Origin of the sequence: Thalassovita sp., from assembly GCF_034670005.1 — a bacterium.
Classification (GTDB): Bacteria; Pseudomonadota; Alphaproteobacteria; order Rhodobacterales; family Rhodobacteraceae; genus Thalassobius.
Genome location: NZ_JAXMOH010000009.1, coordinates 20,932 through 37,572 on the forward strand (window position 1 = coordinate 20,932; position 16,641 = coordinate 37,572).

18 protein-coding genes are annotated in these 16,641 nt (G+C 61.8%); all 18 read right to left on the bottom strand.

Annotated features, from left to right (window positions below; translation table 11 throughout):
• Positions 1 to 97 precede the first annotated feature (97 nt).
• On the bottom strand, positions 98 to 1,774 hold the full coding sequence (locus tag VOI23_RS14485) for a formate--tetrahydrofolate ligase (protein ID WP_323785628.1): 1,677 nt from the start codon (positions 1,772 to 1,774) through the stop codon (positions 98 to 100).
• A 144-nt stretch (positions 1,775 to 1,918) separates the two neighbouring features.
• On the bottom strand, positions 1,919 to 2,515 hold the full coding sequence (locus tag VOI23_RS14490; RefSeq protein ID WP_323785629.1) for an MOSC domain-containing protein: 597 nt from the start codon (positions 2,513 to 2,515) through the stop codon (positions 1,919 to 1,921).
• A 141-nt stretch (positions 2,516 to 2,656) separates the two neighbouring features.
• Positions 2,657 to 3,421 (bottom strand): methyltransferase domain-containing protein, encoded by a 765-nt coding sequence (locus VOI23_RS14495; protein ID WP_323785630.1) that lies wholly within the window; start codon positions 3,419 to 3,421, stop codon positions 2,657 to 2,659.
• Between the two features lie 162 nt (positions 3,422 to 3,583).
• Positions 3,584 to 5,500, bottom strand: a complete 1,917-nt coding sequence (gene ftsH, locus VOI23_RS14500) for an ATP-dependent zinc metalloprotease FtsH (RefSeq protein ID WP_323785631.1) — start codon at positions 5,498 to 5,500, stop codon at positions 3,584 to 3,586.
• An 80-nt stretch (positions 5,501 to 5,580) separates the two neighbouring features.
• Complete coding sequence (tilS, locus tag VOI23_RS14505; protein WP_323785632.1) at positions 5,581 to 6,828, bottom strand: tRNA lysidine(34) synthetase TilS; 1,248 nt, start codon at positions 6,826 to 6,828, stop codon at positions 5,581 to 5,583.
• A complete protein-coding gene (locus VOI23_RS14510; RefSeq protein WP_323785633.1) occupies positions 6,825 to 7,652 on the bottom strand; it encodes a tetratricopeptide repeat protein in 828 nt (275 codons plus the stop codon). Before VOI23_RS14510 ends, tilS begins: the two co-directional genes overlap by 4 nt.
• A 16-nt stretch (positions 7,653 to 7,668) precedes the next feature.
• Positions 7,669 to 8,175, bottom strand: coding sequence for a peptidoglycan-associated lipoprotein Pal (gene pal, locus VOI23_RS14515; RefSeq protein WP_323785634.1), 507 nt, complete (start codon positions 8,173 to 8,175; stop codon positions 7,669 to 7,671).
• A gap of 124 nt (positions 8,176 to 8,299) precedes the next feature.
• Positions 8,300 to 9,619: a Tol-Pal system beta propeller repeat protein TolB gene (gene tolB, locus VOI23_RS14520; protein WP_416376538.1), complete on the bottom strand. Its 1,320-nt coding sequence runs from the start codon at positions 9,617 to 9,619 to the stop codon at positions 8,300 to 8,302.
• Positions 9,619 to 10,725, bottom strand: coding sequence for an energy transducer TonB (locus tag VOI23_RS14525; RefSeq protein ID WP_323785636.1), 1,107 nt, complete (start codon positions 10,723 to 10,725; stop codon positions 9,619 to 9,621). The genes tolB and VOI23_RS14525 overlap by 1 nt, the downstream gene beginning before the upstream one ends.
• A gap of 7 nt (positions 10,726 to 10,732) precedes the next feature.
• The gene (tolR, locus tag VOI23_RS14530) at positions 10,733 to 11,218 is read right to left on the bottom strand and encodes a protein TolR (protein ID WP_323785637.1); all 486 of its coding nucleotides are present in this window, start codon (positions 11,216 to 11,218) and stop codon (positions 10,733 to 10,735) included.
• 3 nt (positions 11,219 to 11,221) lie between these two features.
• The gene (gene tolQ / locus VOI23_RS14535) at positions 11,222 to 11,917 is read right to left on the bottom strand and encodes a protein TolQ (protein ID WP_323785638.1); all 696 of its coding nucleotides are present in this window, start codon (positions 11,915 to 11,917) and stop codon (positions 11,222 to 11,224) included.
• A 247-nt stretch (positions 11,918 to 12,164) separates the two neighbouring features.
• Positions 12,165 to 12,554 carry a tol-pal system-associated acyl-CoA thioesterase gene (ybgC, locus tag VOI23_RS14540; protein ID WP_323785639.1) on the bottom strand — a complete coding sequence of 130 codons (390 nt, stop codon included), beginning with the start codon at positions 12,552 to 12,554 and terminating at the stop codon, positions 12,165 to 12,167.
• 69 nt (positions 12,555 to 12,623) lie between these two features.
• Complete coding sequence (thpR, locus tag VOI23_RS14545; protein ID WP_323785640.1) at positions 12,624 to 13,190, bottom strand: RNA 2',3'-cyclic phosphodiesterase; 567 nt, start codon at positions 13,188 to 13,190, stop codon at positions 12,624 to 12,626.
• Entirely contained in the window at positions 13,187 to 13,819 is a 633-nt protein-coding gene (locus tag VOI23_RS14550; RefSeq protein WP_323785641.1) for a hypothetical protein, read from the bottom strand. Before VOI23_RS14550 ends, thpR begins: the two co-directional genes overlap by 4 nt.
• A gap of 178 nt (positions 13,820 to 13,997) precedes the next feature.
• Positions 13,998 to 14,138 (bottom strand): hypothetical protein, encoded by a 141-nt coding sequence (locus tag VOI23_RS14555; protein ID WP_323785642.1) that lies wholly within the window; start codon positions 14,136 to 14,138, stop codon positions 13,998 to 14,000.
• Positions 14,139 to 14,198: 60 nt separating this feature from the next.
• Positions 14,199 to 15,224 (bottom strand): Holliday junction branch migration DNA helicase RuvB, encoded by a 1,026-nt coding sequence (ruvB, locus tag VOI23_RS14560; protein ID WP_323785643.1) that lies wholly within the window; start codon positions 15,222 to 15,224, stop codon positions 14,199 to 14,201.
• 33 nt (positions 15,225 to 15,257) lie between these two features.
• Positions 15,258 to 15,947, bottom strand: a complete 690-nt coding sequence (ruvA, locus tag VOI23_RS14565) for a Holliday junction branch migration protein RuvA (protein WP_323785644.1) — start codon at positions 15,945 to 15,947, stop codon at positions 15,258 to 15,260.
• A complete protein-coding gene (gene ruvC, locus VOI23_RS14570; protein WP_323785645.1) occupies positions 15,944 to 16,447 on the bottom strand; it encodes a crossover junction endodeoxyribonuclease RuvC in 504 nt (167 codons plus the stop codon). The genes ruvA and ruvC overlap by 4 nt, the downstream gene beginning before the upstream one ends.
• Positions 16,448 to 16,641 lie beyond the last annotated feature (194 nt).

The window sequence follows — 16,641 nt, forward strand, 5'->3', positions numbered from 1 at the left end:
TAGTTTCCAGAACGCGCTGGCCGGTAAAGAGGAATATGGGTTGGGAGTCACATTCATTTCGCTACTTTCTTTACCCGGTCGCGACGGGCTGGACAGCTCAAAAAAGACCCGTGACATTTCCTTTATTATCAATTCCGATGTCAAGAGCTGCCGGTTTGCGCGGCAGGCCGGGCATGGTCATGATTTCGCCGCAGATGGCCACGACGAACCCGGCTCCCGCACTCAACCGTACCTCACGCACCGGGACTGAATGACCGGTCGGTGCGCCGCGCAGGTTTGGGTCGGTGGAAAAACTGTACTGCGTCTTGGCCATGCAGATCGGCAGATGGCCATAGCCCGCCTCTTCCCAGGCATGCAGCTGGTCGCGGATCTTCTTGTCGGCCAACACTTCATCGGCATGATAAATCCGCTTGGCAATGGTCTCGATCTTATCAAACAGCCCCATGTCATCGGGATAGAGTGGCGCAAAATTGGAAATGCCGCTATCGGCCAGCTCAGCCACCCGCAGTGCCAGTTCCTCGGCGCCCGCGCTGCCCTTTTCCCAATGCTGGCACAGGATCGCTTCGCTGCCCTGACTGTCGACATAGTCCTTCACCGCCTGAATCTCGGCGTCGGTATCGGTGACGAAATGGTTGATTGCCACCACCACCGGCACGCCAAAGCTTTTCACATTGGCGATGTGGCGGCCAAGGTTGGGGCAGCCCTTTTGCACCGCCTCGACATCTTCTGGGCCCAAATCGGCCTTGGCAACGCCGCCGTTCATCTTCATCGCCCGCACCGTGGCGACGATCACCACCGCGTCGGGCGCGATGCCTGCCTTGCGGCACTTGATATCCATGAATTTCTCGGCTCCCAGATCGGCACCGAAGCCGGCCTCGGTCACCACGTAATCGGCCAGTTTCAGCGCCGTGGTGGTGGCGATCACGGAATTGCAGCCATGTGCGATATTGGCGAACGGGCCGCCATGCACGAAGGCTGGATTGTTTTCCAGCGTCTGCACCAGGTTGGGCTGCATTGCGTCCTTCAACAACACCGTCATTGCGCCATCGGCTTTGATATCGCGGGCATAGATGGGGCTGCGATCCCGACGGTAGGCGACAATGATATCGCCCAGTCGTTTCTGCAAATCCTTCAGATCGGTGGCCAGACACAGGATCGCCATCACCTCCGACGCGACCGTGATGTCAAACCCGGTCTGACGCGGGAACCCGTTTGTCACGCCGCCAAGCGAAGTCACGATATCGCGCAGCGCCCGGTCGTTCATGTCCATCACCCGACGCCATACGATCCGCCGCGCGTCGATTTCCAGCTCATTGCCCCAATAGATATGGTTGTCGATCATCGCGCTCAGCAGGTTGTGGGCGCTGGTGATCGCGTGGAAATCGCCGGTGAAATGAAGATTCATTTCCTCCATCGGCACCACCTGGGCGTAACCGCCTCCCGCCGCACCGCCCTTCATCCCGAAACACGGGCCCAGTGATGCTTCGCGAATACAAATCGCGGCCTTCTTGCCGATCCGGTTCAGACCGTCGCCCAGCCCCACGGTAGTCGTGGTTTTACCTTCGCCTGCAGGGGTCGGGTTGATCGCGGTCATCAGGATCAGCTTGCCGTTTTCACGGGTTTTCAGGCTGTTGATGAAATCCTGGCTGATCTTGGCCTTGTCATGCCCATAGGGCAGCAGGTGATCCGTGCCGATGCCCAATTTGGCCCCGATGTCCTGAATCGGCTTCTTATTGGCTTCGCGGGCAATCTCGATATCGGATTTATAGCTCATCTCACCCCTCCTCTGGGATTGCTGATCGCATGCTTTCTTCCGCCTTAGCGCATGTTGGAACCGGAAAGGTACCGCAAATCCGACCTATCCACAGTGCGAAACGTCGCAGGGAAATCTATTTACCTTCAACGGTCTCTCAGCGCCCTATCCGCGCGCCTTGTCCAAATGCGGCCAAGCGGGCTGGTCGGGAATGTGCAGGGTCAGGATATCGCCCAGTCGCACCGCCCCTTCACGCTCCACCCAAGCCGTGACGCCACGTTTGCCTGCCGCTGCCTGTTTGAACCGCTTGCCCGCCTCTGGCAGGTCTTCTGAAATTACCGGCGCGGGCAGATGGCAGGGCCGGTTTTCCATGTCGATCACCAGCGTCGCCCCCGACGGGGCCTGCAACCGCGATGACGGCGGCACATGGGTGAAATCGGGGATGCCCTCGATCACCATCGACGCCCCGACCCAGCGGGGGTCGAAATCATCCGCACCGATCGCGTCGGCAATCTTTGCCAGTTCTTCCGCCGACAGCACCGACAATTGCCGTACATTGCGAATCTCGGTGCCGCGCGGATATTGCGAAATCACCCGGCTGCAGGATCGCCGGTTAATCCCGCCATGAGCTTCGCCCGCGATCCCGGTCCAGGTCAGATCGGCCCGTTTCAACGGTTCGGCGCGCAGGCTGTGATCCCGGTCGGGCACATAGCCCAGCCAGGTGATACGAGCGGTGAAATCTGTGGGTTTCAAGGCAGGCATGATGCGCGCAACTCCGTGTCTCTATACCGTTAGCATGGCGCAACCCGTCTGCTGTCTCAATGCCTTTCGTATACCCGGACCTATCGCGCATCGCCGTTTACAATTCGCCAGATTGCCGCCGTCCGGCTTTACCGCTCGGACTCAGGTCCGCAGCACGAAGAACAACCGCCGGAACGGAAACAACACACTGCCATCCGGGCGCAGCGGATAGGCCCGCGTCATCTCGGTTTCATAGGCGGCGATCAGCGCGTTTTGTTCCGCCGGGGCCAATGCGTTCAGGATCGGTCGTGCAAAAGTGGATTCGGTGAAATGGCGCACCGGGTGACCATCGGCCACCGGGGTTAATACTTGTAGATATTCGGTTTCCCAGATCGACACCTGCCCCAAAGGCGACAGGATATCGAAATAGTCGGCAGGCATCAGAACCCCCGGCCCGTCCGTCGGATTGATCCGGTCGGGAAACAGCGTTTCGGCCTGTTCGACCCAAGTTCGGTGCGACAGAGCGGCATTCTGATGTGGCACCTGCACGGACAACGCCCCGCCCGGGGCGATGAGACGGGCCAAACGCGGCAACAAAAGGTCGTGGTTCGGCAGCCAATGCAACGCGGCATTGGAAAACAGCAACGCGAAACGGTGCTCCGGCAACCAATCGGCAATATCCGCCTCGGTCAGAGTATCATACGCCCCCGTCGCATCGGCCTTGGCCAGCATCGCCGGTGACGTGTCGAGCCCATAGAGATCGCGATCCGCAAACCGGGCACGCAATACCGGGCCAACCGCCCCCGCGCCGCAGCCAAGATCGCAAACCGGGCCGTCAGGCAGTGCCGAAACCTGCGCCAGAAGATCCAGCGCCGGCCTGAGCCGCAAATCCGAAAACCGGCCATAGGTCGCAGGGTCCCAATCCATTATTCACGCCCCCTAAATTGTATACCGCTGTATACCATGCACAATCAGGCGTGCCAACAAGAATGGATAGACAAAGGTCACCCGCCGCTGTGGGGGGCGCGCCTTGTCGTCTTGCCGCAAACAAAAACCCCGCCCAATGGGCGGGGTTGTTTTTAGGTCAGATCAAACCGAAGGTTCGGGTTCCATCCCGCCGTCGCCCTTGGGCTTCGGCTTTGGCTTGGTCTTGGGAATGGCAGTGACCGACGGCGCGTTGCCCTCATCCGGGGTATCGTCATCCTCCCCCATATGTGGCGGTTCGCCCTTCATCACCCGTTTGATTTCTTCCCCGGTCAGGGTTTCATATTCCAGCAGGCCCTGTGCCAGACGTTCCCATTCCTCGTTCTGTTCGGTCAAGATACGAAACGCGGTATCATAGCCATTCTGAATAAAGCGCTTCACCTCTTCCTCGACCAATTCCTTGGTATGGGCAGAGACCGAAAAACCGGCGGTATTGCCTGAATAGCCTTCATGCGCTTCGGAATAATCGATATTGCCGACCTTGTCCGACATGCCCCAGCGCAACACCATCGCCCGCGCCAGACCCGACGCCTGCTGAATATCGCCAGCCGGACCGTTGGACACTTCGTCTTCACCGTATTTCAGGATCTCCGCAGCCTTCCCGGCCATGGTCATCGCCAGCTTCTGCTCGCATTCCGACTTGTGCCAGTTCAACCGGTCGATTTCAGGCAGACTGACCACCATACCCAAGGCACCACCACGCGGGATGATCGTCGCCTTATAGACCGGGTCGCATTTCGGCAGCGCCAGACCGACAACGGCGTGACCGGCTTCGTGATAGGCGGTCTTTTCCTTCTGATCGGGTGTCAGCACCATCGACCGGCGCTCGGCCCCCATCATCACCTTGTCCTTGGCGTTCTCGAAGTCTTCCATGGTGACGAACCGGCGACCGATCCGCGCCGCCATCAAGGCCGCCTCGTTGACCAGGTTCATCAGGTCGGCACCGGAAAACCCGGGGGTTCCGCGGGCGATGATACGCATGTCGACATCCGGCCCCAGAGGGGTCTTGCGGGCATGTACGTTCAGAATCTTTTCACGGCCTTTGATGTCTGGGTTCGGCACCGTCACCTGACGGTCGAACCGGCCCGGACGCAGCAGCGCGGGGTCCAGAACATCCTTGCGGTTGGTGGCGGCGATGATGATGACGCCTTCATTGGCCTCAAACCCGTCCATTTCCACCAAGAGCTGGTTCAGCGTCTGTTCGCGTTCGTCATTGCCACCGCCGTAACCGGCGCCACGGGCACGGCCCACGGCATCGATTTCGTCAATGAAGACGATACAGGGCGCATTCTTCTTGGCCTGTTCGAACATGTCACGGACGCGGGATGCGCCGACACCAACGAACATTTCAACAAAATCCGACCCGGAAATGGTGAAGAACGGCACCCCCGCTTCACCCGCAATCGCGCGCGCCAGCAGAGTTTTACCGGTACCCGGAGGACCGACCAGCAACGCGCCCTTGGGAATCTTGCCGCCGAGGCGCGAAAATTTCTGCGGATTGCGCAGGAATTCAACGATCTCTTCCAGTTCTTCCTTGGCTTCGTCGATCCCGGCAACGTCGTCAAACGTCACACGGCCCTGCTTTTCGGTCAGCAGCTTGGCCTTGGACTTGCCAAAGCCCATCGCGCCGCCTTTGCCTCCACCCTGCATCCGGTTCATGAAATAAATCCAGACACCGATCAGCAACAGGAACGGCAACAGGCTCAGAATGAAGGTCTGGAATCCCGATTGTTCCTGGCTTTCAGCCGAAACCGGGATGTTTTCGTCGATCAGCATCTGGGTAACTTCGGCGTCGTCCGGCTTGATCGCCACGTAATCGCGGCCGTCGGTGCTGCGGAAGCGAATCTTTTCGCCGTCCAGAGTGACCTTGCTGACTTTTTCATCCTGAACCGATTGTACGAAATCGGAATAGCTGATGGCCTGGCTTTGCAGCGTGCTGCCTGATCCACTGAACATATTGAACAGCGCCAGGATGAGAAGAAACAGCACAACCCAGAAGGCGATATTTTTCGCGTTACCCAAGGAAAATCTCCCAAATCTTCGGATGCTCCCGCAGGTATCACAGGAGGGTCAGTACTTAAATAGAGATCATGCGCCCATCTTCAATGAGAATAAAGCGCAATGGCGAAATCGTCTCGGCCTGGGCCAAGCGTCGCCTGCCAGCCATTATGCAGCCCCGACACAGGCGCGGCAATCAGATCATTGTCGCGCCAAACGGCAGGGTCTGCCATCACCGCCGCAGCCGGTCGGCCGCCAGCACGCCAATCGGGACATTGCGCCAATCCCTCTTCGCCCAACGCAGCAACGCGGCAACCGGCGTCGTCCGGCCCGGTCAGAACCCACCTGCCATCCCACGCCGCACCCGGCACCGCCACCATATCCCGGATCGCGTCATATTCGCGGAACAGGTGCAGCCCGCCTTTGCGCGGCATCATGCGGCAACCCTGCAGCGTCGCCCCCTTGCCATCACGGATAGCGCTCAGAAAATGCCCGACCTCGGCCCGGCGCGGCGGGTAATCGGCCCCGCTCAGCCATGCCAGCGCCGCGACGACGACCCTGCGCGCCAATTCCGCAGGCAGGTCCAGAAACGAATCGCGCTTCACGATCAGATCCCCCGCCACCCGGTCGACATTATCCGACACAAAGCGTTGCGCGGCCCAGTTCAGCGCCGCGCGGGCCTCGGCCATGTTGTCGGCCACCTGCGCCATGCGGTCGGCATTCAGCCCGAATTCCGCCAGCGTCGGCAGGCTTTGGCGCGCCTTGACGCGGTCAAATCTGGTATCGCTGTTTGAGGGATCTTCGATCCAGTCCTGCCCCCGGTCGCGCAAAAATCCGCGCAGGTCGTCCCGGCGCGCCCGCAACAGTGGCCGCAGGAATACAGTGTCGCGCTGCGCAAACCGCACCGCCATCGCCGACAACCCGTCCACCCCGGCCCCGCGCGCCATGCGCAACAGCAAGGTTTCGGCCTGATCGTCGCTGGTATGCGCCAGAAGAACACCGCGCAGCCCGTGCCGCCCGGCCCAACCGGCCAACAGACCATATCGCGCCTGCCGCGCTTGGCTTTGCAGGTTGCCGCGCCCGTCCCAGCCGGTCCAGCACAACACCTCGTGCGGCAGCCCCAACCGGGCCGCCACGCCCGCAACGAAACGGGCTTCTTCAGCGGCTTCGGGGCGCAATCCGTGATCGACCGTCGCGGCAAACACACGCCTGCCCGTCGCCTTGGCCCAATCCGCCGCCAATACCATCAGGGCCATGGAATCGCCGCCCCCCGACACCGCAATGCCCACAGGGCCGTCAGGCAGGGTCGCGAGCGTATCTCGCAGCATCGTGTCGAAATCGGGTGCGGTCACGAACACCCAAGCCGGGCGCGTTCCGCTTCGGCGTCGCGCACCGCGTCCGAACCGGGGAAACGGACACCGACCTCGCCCAGTGTCACACAGGCTTCGGACTGCTGTCCCAACTGACCCAGCGCCCGGCCCAGCTTGAACAGGGCATCGGGGGCCTGCGGCCCTTCCGGTGCGGCGCTGAAGGCTTCCAGATAGGCGCGGGCCGATCCGGTTTTTTCCCCCAGACTGTCCATAGCATCGCCGCGCGCGATCTGGACTTTCGCGGTCAGCGGGCTGCCCGGGTAGGCGTCCATGAATTGATCAAGGATCTCGATCGCCTCTGCGCTGCGGCCCTCATCAAGCGCGGCTTGGGCCCGGTCAAAATCGGCCTCTTCCCCGACGGCGAGTTCCGGCGTGTTGGCTTCGGGCTGGCGCACCACCGCGGCCGGCGCACTGCCCGCCGAACCACCCAGCGTGGTGGTTTCACCCAGCTTGCTGATATCGCAATTGGTTTCCAGTTCGCACAGGCGGAATTCCAGATCGCCGACACGGTTGCCGCCATCGGTGGCGATCCGGTCGATCCGGTGTTCCAGTTCTTCGGTCTTTGAGGTCAGTTGCTGCATCTGCGCCTCAATCGCGTCCAGCCGCGCCAAAGCCGACCCTCCCGCACCGGCGCCAACCGGCGCGCCGGTGGTGTTGAGTTCACGCTTGAGCTGCTGAATGTTGACGTAAAGCACCGACAATTCCTGCCGGATATCGGCAAGGGTCTGTTCGCGATCCTGCGCCCAACCGGCCGGGGCCAGCGGCATCATCAGCGCAACACATGCAACAACCGATACAAGACGCATCTGACTCTCCGCTTCCTTAGCTCGACAGTCCGGCCGAAATGACCGTCACCGCGCGTCGGTTCTTGGCATAGCAGGATTCGACCGAACAAATCTCGATCGGGCGTTCCTTGCCATAGCTGACCACTTTCAGGCGACTGGCGGGCACGCCGCGCGACACCAGGTATTCCTGCACCGTATTGGCGCGGCGGGCACCAAGAGCCAGGTTATATTCGCGCGTCCCCTGTTCATCGGCATGGCCTTCGATGATCGCGGTGAAATCACCGTTCACCGACAGCCATTCCGCCTGCCCGTCCAGCGTCAGCTTGGCCGCGTCGCTGAGCGTCGACTGATCGACCGCAAAGAAAATCCGATCCCCGACCGCCTGTTGGAAATACAACGGCGACGTCGGATCGTCCGCCGATCCGGGTGCCCCAGCGGCACCACCGCCATTCAGGTAAACGTCATCGCCGAACCGGTCCGCATTGGAACAGGCCGTCACGGCCAGAACCGAAGTGAGTAAGAGTGCCTGTACCACGAATTTCATTGCTTTTGCCCCGCTCGATTTCGTGTTTCTTTCGCTTCCCCTAGCATATTGTCCGCTTTCTGGAAACGCATTGCCGGATTTCCCTACCCCGGTGGCGACTTTGCGCAACGGGGCAGGCCTTTGTTCAGTTCTGTAGCGGCGACCACGCCGGATCAGACGCTCCGCCCAGCGTTTTCACCCGCTTCAGGTTGCGCCCGCTGATATCCACCGAATACAGGCTGGCCTGCCCGTTTGCGCCTTGGGTTTCACGGGTGAACATGATTACCCGGCCATTGGGCGACCATGTCGGGCCTTCGTCAAGAAACGATGCCGTGAGCAGGCGTTCCTCGGACCCATCGGTGCGCATCACGCCGATATGGAACCGCCCCTTGCTTTGCTTGGTAAAGGCGATCAGATCGCCGCGCGGCGACCAGACCGGGGTGCCATAGCGGCCCTGGCCGAAACTGATCCGGCGCGGTTCGCCCCCCGTCGCATCCATGATATACAGTTGCTGGGTGCCGCTGCGGTCGCTTTCAAACACGATCTGTGACCCGTCCGGGCTGAAACTGGGCGCGGTTTCGATCGAGGCGGCGCTGGTCAGCCGCTGGGTTGCGCCGGTGCTCACATTCATCCGGTAAATATCGGTATTGCCGCCCCGGGTGACCGAATAAACCACGGTTTGTCCATCCGGTCCGAACCGTGGCGCAAAGCTCATCGTGCCGGTTTGATCTTCCAGCACCCGGCGGCGGACGCTGGCCACATCCAGCAGATAGATCCGCGGAAACCCGGTTTCATAGCTTGTATACAGGATGCGGTCGCCGGTGGGCGAAAACCGCGGTGCCAGAACGATCGACCGGCTATCGGTCAGGTATTGCACATTGGCGCCATCGTAATCCATGATCGCCAACCGTTTCTTACGATCATCCTTGGGGCCGGTTTCATTGACATAGACAACGCGGCTGTCGAAATAACCGCCTTCGCCGGTGATCCGGCTATACACCGCATCGGCCACCTTATGCGCCATTCGCCGCCACCCGTCCTGAGTCCCGGCGAATTGCAGCCCGCTGCCCAATTCCTGCCCGGCGAACACGTCATACAGGCGGAACTTGACCACCAGCCGCCCGTTCGATTCCAGATTGACCGCTCCGGTGATCAGGGCCTGCGCATTGATCGCTTTCCAGTCGGCAAATTGCACCGGGCTGGAAAAGCTGGAAATCTGGCTGATAAAGGCGCTGTCTGGGATTTGCCGGAACAATCCGGTTCCGGCCAGATCGTCCGCCACCACCTGTGCCAGATCCTGCGCCAACTGTCGCGCAGCGCTGTTTTCCGGCACGAAACCGGGGGCCGCAAACGGCAGTGGTTCGATCACCCCTTCGGTGATTTCGATCCGAAGCGGTGCAGCCTGAGCCGTCATCGGCAAACCGAGGGCCAGAACGGCCAACAGGAGGGTCAGAAACTGTTTCATCATTTGATCCTCATTTTCTCCGGATTGAAGGTCATTTCAATCTCGCGCCACTGTTCGTATTTTTCCGGTGGCAGTTTGAATCCTTTGGCACCACAGCGAATGATCGCCCGGCGCGCCGCCTGAAAGGCCTGACTGGCCGATCCCGAAGTGCCGCCCTGCGCGTCCACCATACGGATGGTCCCGGTTTCCGGAAAACCGTCCGGTTTCATCTGCACCGATACAATCACAACCGTCTTCAGCGCATCCGTCGAAAGCGCGCCGGTATTCCAGCATTTCTGCACCGCGACCCGCAACGCATCCTTTTCCCCCGATGTCAGCGGCGGCCCCGAAGGTGCCGCCGGTTTCGGCGTCTCGGCCGTACCTGTCGCCAAAGCTTCGGCCAGCGCATTCGCAACGGCATCCTGCGTGCCGGTATTGCTGTCCGGTTCCGGTCGGGCCACCTGTGTCGGACGCGGGCGCGGACGAACCGACCGGCTGGGCGCGCTGCTCGCACCTTGCTCGGCCTCGGTCACGATCTCGGTGGCGGCCTCTTCCTCGACGGTCTGCTCCTGCTGATCCCGCTGCGCGTCTGCCGTGCTGTCATCGACCGCTTGATCCTGTGCGATATCGTCGGTCCTTGCATCCGGCTCCGGTGCGGCCACCGGTTCCGGCGCGACCCGCGGCACCGGGCGCGGTTTCGGGGTCGGGCTGTTTTCCGGCGCAGCGGTGACCGGGGCCTCGGTTGGCGGGACCAGAACCGGGGCGACATCTTCGACCTCGGCCGGTGGTCCCGGCGGCAGCAGAGCGGTCACATCCGGCGCGGTTTCGGGCGCGGGCGGCGGGGTGGTCTGGTCAGGTTCGGCGATCACCGGGGCAGGGTCCGGATTTTCCGCCCGCGGGGCTTCAGGCTCGGTCGCATCGGGTTCCGGCGGCGTCAGCGCGGCCAGATCCGTTTCCAGACTCGGGCCGGTCGTCGACGTCATCATTGCGTCGAATTCCGCATTGGATATCACCGACACTTCGGTCACCTCGAACGGTTCCGGCGCGGGCTGGAAAACCCCGCCGATCAGCGCCCAGCCGATCAGGCCGATATGCGCAACGCCCGAAATATACTGGCCGGTATTCATGCCCGCCTCAGTTCTCTGCCCCGTCCGACGCCCCGTTCAACGCGGGCCCGCCGGTATCGGTCACCAGACCGATATTGCTGAAACCCGCGCGGTTCAGCGCGCCCATGACCTGCACCACCTCTTCATAGGTCACCGATCCGTCGGCGCGCAGGAACACCCGGTCGCCCTGACGTTCAGCCGCGATCGCGCGCAGCCGGTTGATCAGCTCGGCGCGTGGCACCTCGGTTTTCTGGATCATCACGACGCCTTGGGCGGTGATGGTGACGGCCAGCGGTTCTTCCTGTTCGCCGGGCAGCGCGTTGGCGGCCGTTTTAGGCAATTCCACCGGCACACCCACCGTCATCAGCGGCGCCGCGACCATGAAAATGATCAACAGCACCAGCATGACATCGACAAACGGCGTCACGTTGATTTCCGACATCGGCTTGGCGCCGCCACGGCGACTGCGCCGCCTGCGGCCGCCGCCCGATTTCTGCATCACACCCGCGCCCATCGCCTAAAGGTCCAGCTGTCGGCTGAGGATGGTGGAAAATTCGTCGGCGAACGCCTCGTATCCGGCGATGATCCGGTCGGCATCGGCGCTGAGCTTGTTATAAAAAATCACCGCCGGAATCGCTGCCAACAGGCCCAGACCGGTGGCCAGCAACGCCTCGGCAATGCCCGGGGCCACCACCGCCAGATTGGTGTTCTGCTGTTCGGCGATATTGATAAAGGCATGCATGATGCCCCAAACGGTGCCGAACAGCCCGACAAAAGGCGCCGTCGATCCAACCGTGGCCAGAAGCGGCAAGCCCTGTTGCAGCCCTTCGGCTTCTTTTGCGATCGCCACATCCATGCTGCGGTCGATCCGGGCCTGCGCCCCTGCGATCAGTGCGCCATCATCGCGATGCGACCGGCGCCATTCGATCATGCCCGCGGCAAAGATCTTTTCCGAATGCCCCTTGGGATCGGTCCCGATCTGATCGAATAACGCGTCCAGCGGTTCGCCAGACCAGAAATTCCGGTCAAAGCGCTGCGCCTCCCGGCGGGCAGACCGGTAGGTAATGAGTTTCTGAATGATGGTTGACCACGACCAGAAAGAGGCCACGATCAGCAGGATCATCACCAGTTTCACGGTCAGCGTGGCGCGCGCAAATAATGCCCACAAGGAGAAATCGATCTCCTGCACCAGGGCGAGAGTTTCTGTTTCCATATGCCTGCTCTGCTCTTGTCGGCCCATTTTTGTTGGGCCTTTATTACTGGCAAAGCTAGCCGATCCTTAAGGGGAAACCAACAGAATTGGCGTCATATCGCTAAGAATTGAGCGGAATATCGCGGGTACGGTCGCAAATCGCGCCCCCAAATCGAATGTTTCGCCCACGGCAGTTGGCTTTGGTGCCACAGCAGGCTGTGCACAATCTGCTTTTCGGCATCAAACACGGGACCGAAGAAAAGCCCGCCTAATGCACGATCTGGCGGATATTTGCAGGCATCCGGCTTGGATGGCCGGTTTCGGTCATCATCACAACGGTCACGATGGCGTGGAACAGAACCTCCTCGCCCCGCTTGACCCGTTGCTCCAGAATCCAGCGCACCCCGGTCAATTGAACCGTTTCGGTTTCCACCACCAGCAGATCGTCCAGTTTCGCCGGTGCCAGATAATCCGCCTCGACCCGGCGGACGACGAAAACCAACCCGTCCTCTTCCTTCATTTCGCGCTGATCGATACCCAGTTCACGCACCCATTCGCTGCGCGCACGTTCGATATAGCGCAGGTAGTTGGCGTAATAAACGATCCCCGCCATATCGGTGTCTTCGTAATAGACACGAATGGACAATTCATGGGTCATGTGGACGGGCCTCCCGGGTTGTTTCGGCGGCACCCTAGCAGCCCGGGCCAGCCGCGCAAGCCATTGCGCTCAGCCTGCGGCGGTCAAAGGATAACGCGCCAGCGCCTCGTAAACCGGCCCGCCTGCGCGCAGATGCGATTGATACAGGGAAAACGTAACCGCCTCCGAACCATCCAGCGCAATATCGCCATGCGCGGCCATATACGCGGCGATCCGCTCCCGCCCTTCTGGCGACAACGCGCCGGGGAACCGCAGCAGCGTCACATGCGGCCTGAACCTCCGGCGCGGCAGGTCGATCCCGGCCATCCGCGCCGCCTGTGCCACCTTTTCTTGCAGCGCGGCCAGCTCCGGCACCTTTTCGACCAGCGCCGCCACCAGATTGGGCCGTCGGCCGCCAAACAGCTCCAGCCCCTTCACCGTCAACCGCACCGGCACCATCCGGATGGCCGACAGCATGTCATGCAACACCTCGACCACCTGCGGGTTCTGGCCGTCCAGAAACGCCAGCGTGACATGCAGGTCGTCCTCGGGCACCTCGCGCCCGACGCCCAGCCCGTCCTGCACATCCATCAGCGCCTCGCGCAGCGGTTCCGGCAGGTCCAGTGCCACGAACAGCCGCAGATCGCCGCGGCTCATGATGCCGCAGTCTGCGCCTGGATCCGGGCAAACAGGCGCAGCGCGTGGCTCGGGTCCTGCGCCGCCACCGGCAGCACCGGATCATAGGCCGCCCGCACCACCCCGGCGATGTCAGGGCGCAGGATCGTGGTGCCGCCCGCCACGGCCAGCGGCGACGCCTCCGAAAACGCCCGCTCCGACCATTGCAACATCAGCATCACCACCTGTGACAGCGCCAATGTTTCAGCCGGCAGTTCGCTCAACTGCGCATCCATCCGAAGAAAGGCAAAGGCCGCCTGAATCCCGCCCTGATCGTCGAACCGGAACGCGCGGTACTGGTTCGCATCGGCTGCTTTCAACCGTGCTACCAGCGCCGCCAGATCGGGGATCAGCTTGTCCAGATCGGGAACCTCCAGCAATTCGTCCCATTCGCGGAAGAAAAACAACATCATGTTCGATCCCAGTTCCGGATCGGTCTCGGCGATATCATGCCCCGCCAATGCCGCCACCGCTTCGATCGCGCCTTTGACGACCTTCAGCGTGGCGTCATCGACGCCAAAAACGATCGGCGCGACCGGGCGGCCCCAGCGCGCAAAGGCATACTGTCCGTCGGCGCGGGTGAACAGGGTTTCGATCTCTTGCGGGGTCATGGCCGTTCCTTCAGATATTTTGCCCATTTTCTCTCAAAGGCGTGGGCAAGGTCCACCCCCTGCCAATCGGCAAATATCAAAAGGAAGCCGAAAAGATCGACCAATTCGTCTTCCATCCGCGGTCGCAGCGCCCCGCCGCCGCCGTCAGACCCGCGCGACTTGTCCGCCAGTTTCAGAGTTAGGCCAAGGCAACCTCGTCCTGCTCCTCGGTCAGCTTGCCAAAGCAAAACGCCCCGTCGCGCTTAATCCCGAAATAGCCGGCAAAGATGCCGCCCAGTTCGGCCGCGCGGGGTTGCAGCCGCTCCAGACCCTTTTGCACCGGCCGCCCCTTCTTCTTGGTAAAAATACTCAAATCCAAGGTCGATATCGGGAACCGGCGCTAGTCGAACAACGCGCCCTGTCCCGGCTCCTTCGGTGCATCCAGACCCAGATGCCGCCACGCCTTGGAGGCCAGCATCCGACCGCGCGGGGTGCGCTGAATCAATCCTTGCTGCAACAGGAACGGCTCGATCACCTCTTCCAGCGCATCGCGGCTTTCGCTCAGCGCCGCCGAAAGCGTTTCGATCCCCACCGGCCCGCCGGCGTAATTTTCCGCGATCAGGGTCAGATAGCGCCGGTCGGCCCCGTCCAGCCCCAGATGATCCACCCCCAGCCGGGTCAGCGCGTGATCGGCGATTTCCTGTGTCACCCGGCCATTGCCTTCGACCACGGCGAAATCGACCACCCGGCGCAGCAGCCGCCCGGCGATCCGGGGCGTACCGCGCGCGCGTTTTGCGATTTCAAGCGCGCCATCGCGCGATGCCGGGGCGCCCATCAGCCGGGCATTGCGGGTGACGATCTCGTTCAACTCTTCAACGGTGTAAAATTGCAGCCGGGTCGGAATCCCGAACCGGTCGCGCAGCGGCGTGGTCAGCAGGCCCAGACGGGTGGTCGCGCCAACCAGCGTGAAGGGCTGCAATTCGATCCGCACCGTGCGCGCGGCCGGGCCTTCGCCGATCACCAGATCCAGCTCGTAATCTTCCAGCGCCGGATACAGCACTTCCTCCACCGCCGGGTTCAGCCGGTGGATTTCGTCGATGAACAGCACGTCGCGCGCTTCCAGATTGGTCAGGATCGCCGCCAGATCGCCCGCCTTGGCCAGAACCGGCCCGGAGGTCATGCGGAAATTTACCCCCAGCTCGCGCGCCATGATCTGCGCCAGCGTGGTCTTGCCCAATCCGGGCGGGCCGTGAAACAGCGTGTGATCCATCGCTTCGCCGCGTTGCCGCGCCGATTGGATGAACACTTTCAGATTGGCCCGCGCTTCGGCCTGTCCGATGAAATCGTCCAACACCTGCGGCCGCAGCGCACGGTCGTTATCCTCGGCCTGCCGCTCGGGGCGCAGGGTGCTGTCTGGTTCGGTCATTGTCGGTCACCACGGGGAAGTGTCTGCATCCCCCTACCCTTTCGGCGCCAGCAGCTTCAAGGCCGCGCGGATCAGGTCCGACGTATCCGCCTCGGGTGCGTCCTGTGCCGCCTGCGCCACGGCGCTGGCGGCCTCGGATGGGGCATAGCCCAGATTGCCCAGCGCCGACAACGCCTCGGATTGCGCCACCGCGCTGGTCTGCGACCGTGATGGCGGTGCCGGGGCGGGAACGGGGCGCGACGCGGCGATTTCCTCGATCACCTCGTCGGTCGACGGCACCGCCTCCAATGTCGCCCCCAAACTTCCAGCCATCGCCATCACCGCCGGGGCCTTGTCCTTCAATTCGATGATCACCCGCTGCGCGGTCTTCGGCCCGACGCCCTTGGCGGCCTTGATCGCCGCCATATCGCCCAGCGCAATCGCCCGGCTGACGCCATCGGCCCCAAGCGCGCCAAGAATCGCCAGCGACGCCTTGGCGCCGATACCCTGCACGCTCATCAGCAACCGGTGCCATTCCTTTTCCACCAGCGTCGGGAACCCGAACAACTGCATCAGATCCTCGCGTACCAGAAGATCGGTATAAAGCGCCACCGCCGCGCCCGGTCCGGGCAAAGCGGCCAATGTCCGGTCCGAACAATACACGATATAGCCCACCCCGCGCACATCAATCAGAACGTGATCTTCACCGCGGTAATCGACCCGCCCGGCAACCTTGCCAATCATGCGCGCACCCTTCTTTCCTGCAACGCGGCCCCGGGCGCGCGGATGTAATGCGCGTGACAGATCGCGATCGCCAACGCGTCGGCGGCGTCCGGTCCGGCAATATCCACACCGGGTAGCTGCATCTTGACCATGTGTTCCACCTGTTGCTTGGCGGCATGACCGACCCCGACCACGGTCTTTTTAACCTTATTGGGGGCATATTCGCCCACGCTCAGACCGGCCTGCGCCGGAACCAGCAACGCAATCCCGCGCGCCTGCCCCAGCTTCAGTGTGCCGACCGCATCCTTGTTGACGAAAGTCTGTTCCACGGCCGCAGTATCGGGATTGTATTGCCCGACCACTTCGCTCAACTGCCGGTAAAGCGACAGCAGACGCAGTGCAAGATCGGTCCCTTCGGAATGGCATACGCCGTTTGCCACATGGGTGAGTCGACTGCCTTCGGCCTCGATCACGCCCCATCCGAGATTGCGCAAGCCGGGATCAATCCCCAAAACCCGCATCTCTGCCCCCTGCTCTGTTGCCTTTTTGATGCACTAGCACGAAACGGGAACAAACACCAAGCACAAAGCGTGGATGTCTTAAAATGAGCATTTTCCGGGCATCTTAGGGAAAACTGGCCGAATCCCGACATCGAGAGGTCTGAAACCGACACGTCTTTCCCGCCGGAAATGTCTTTTTTTCATGACTGAAATCC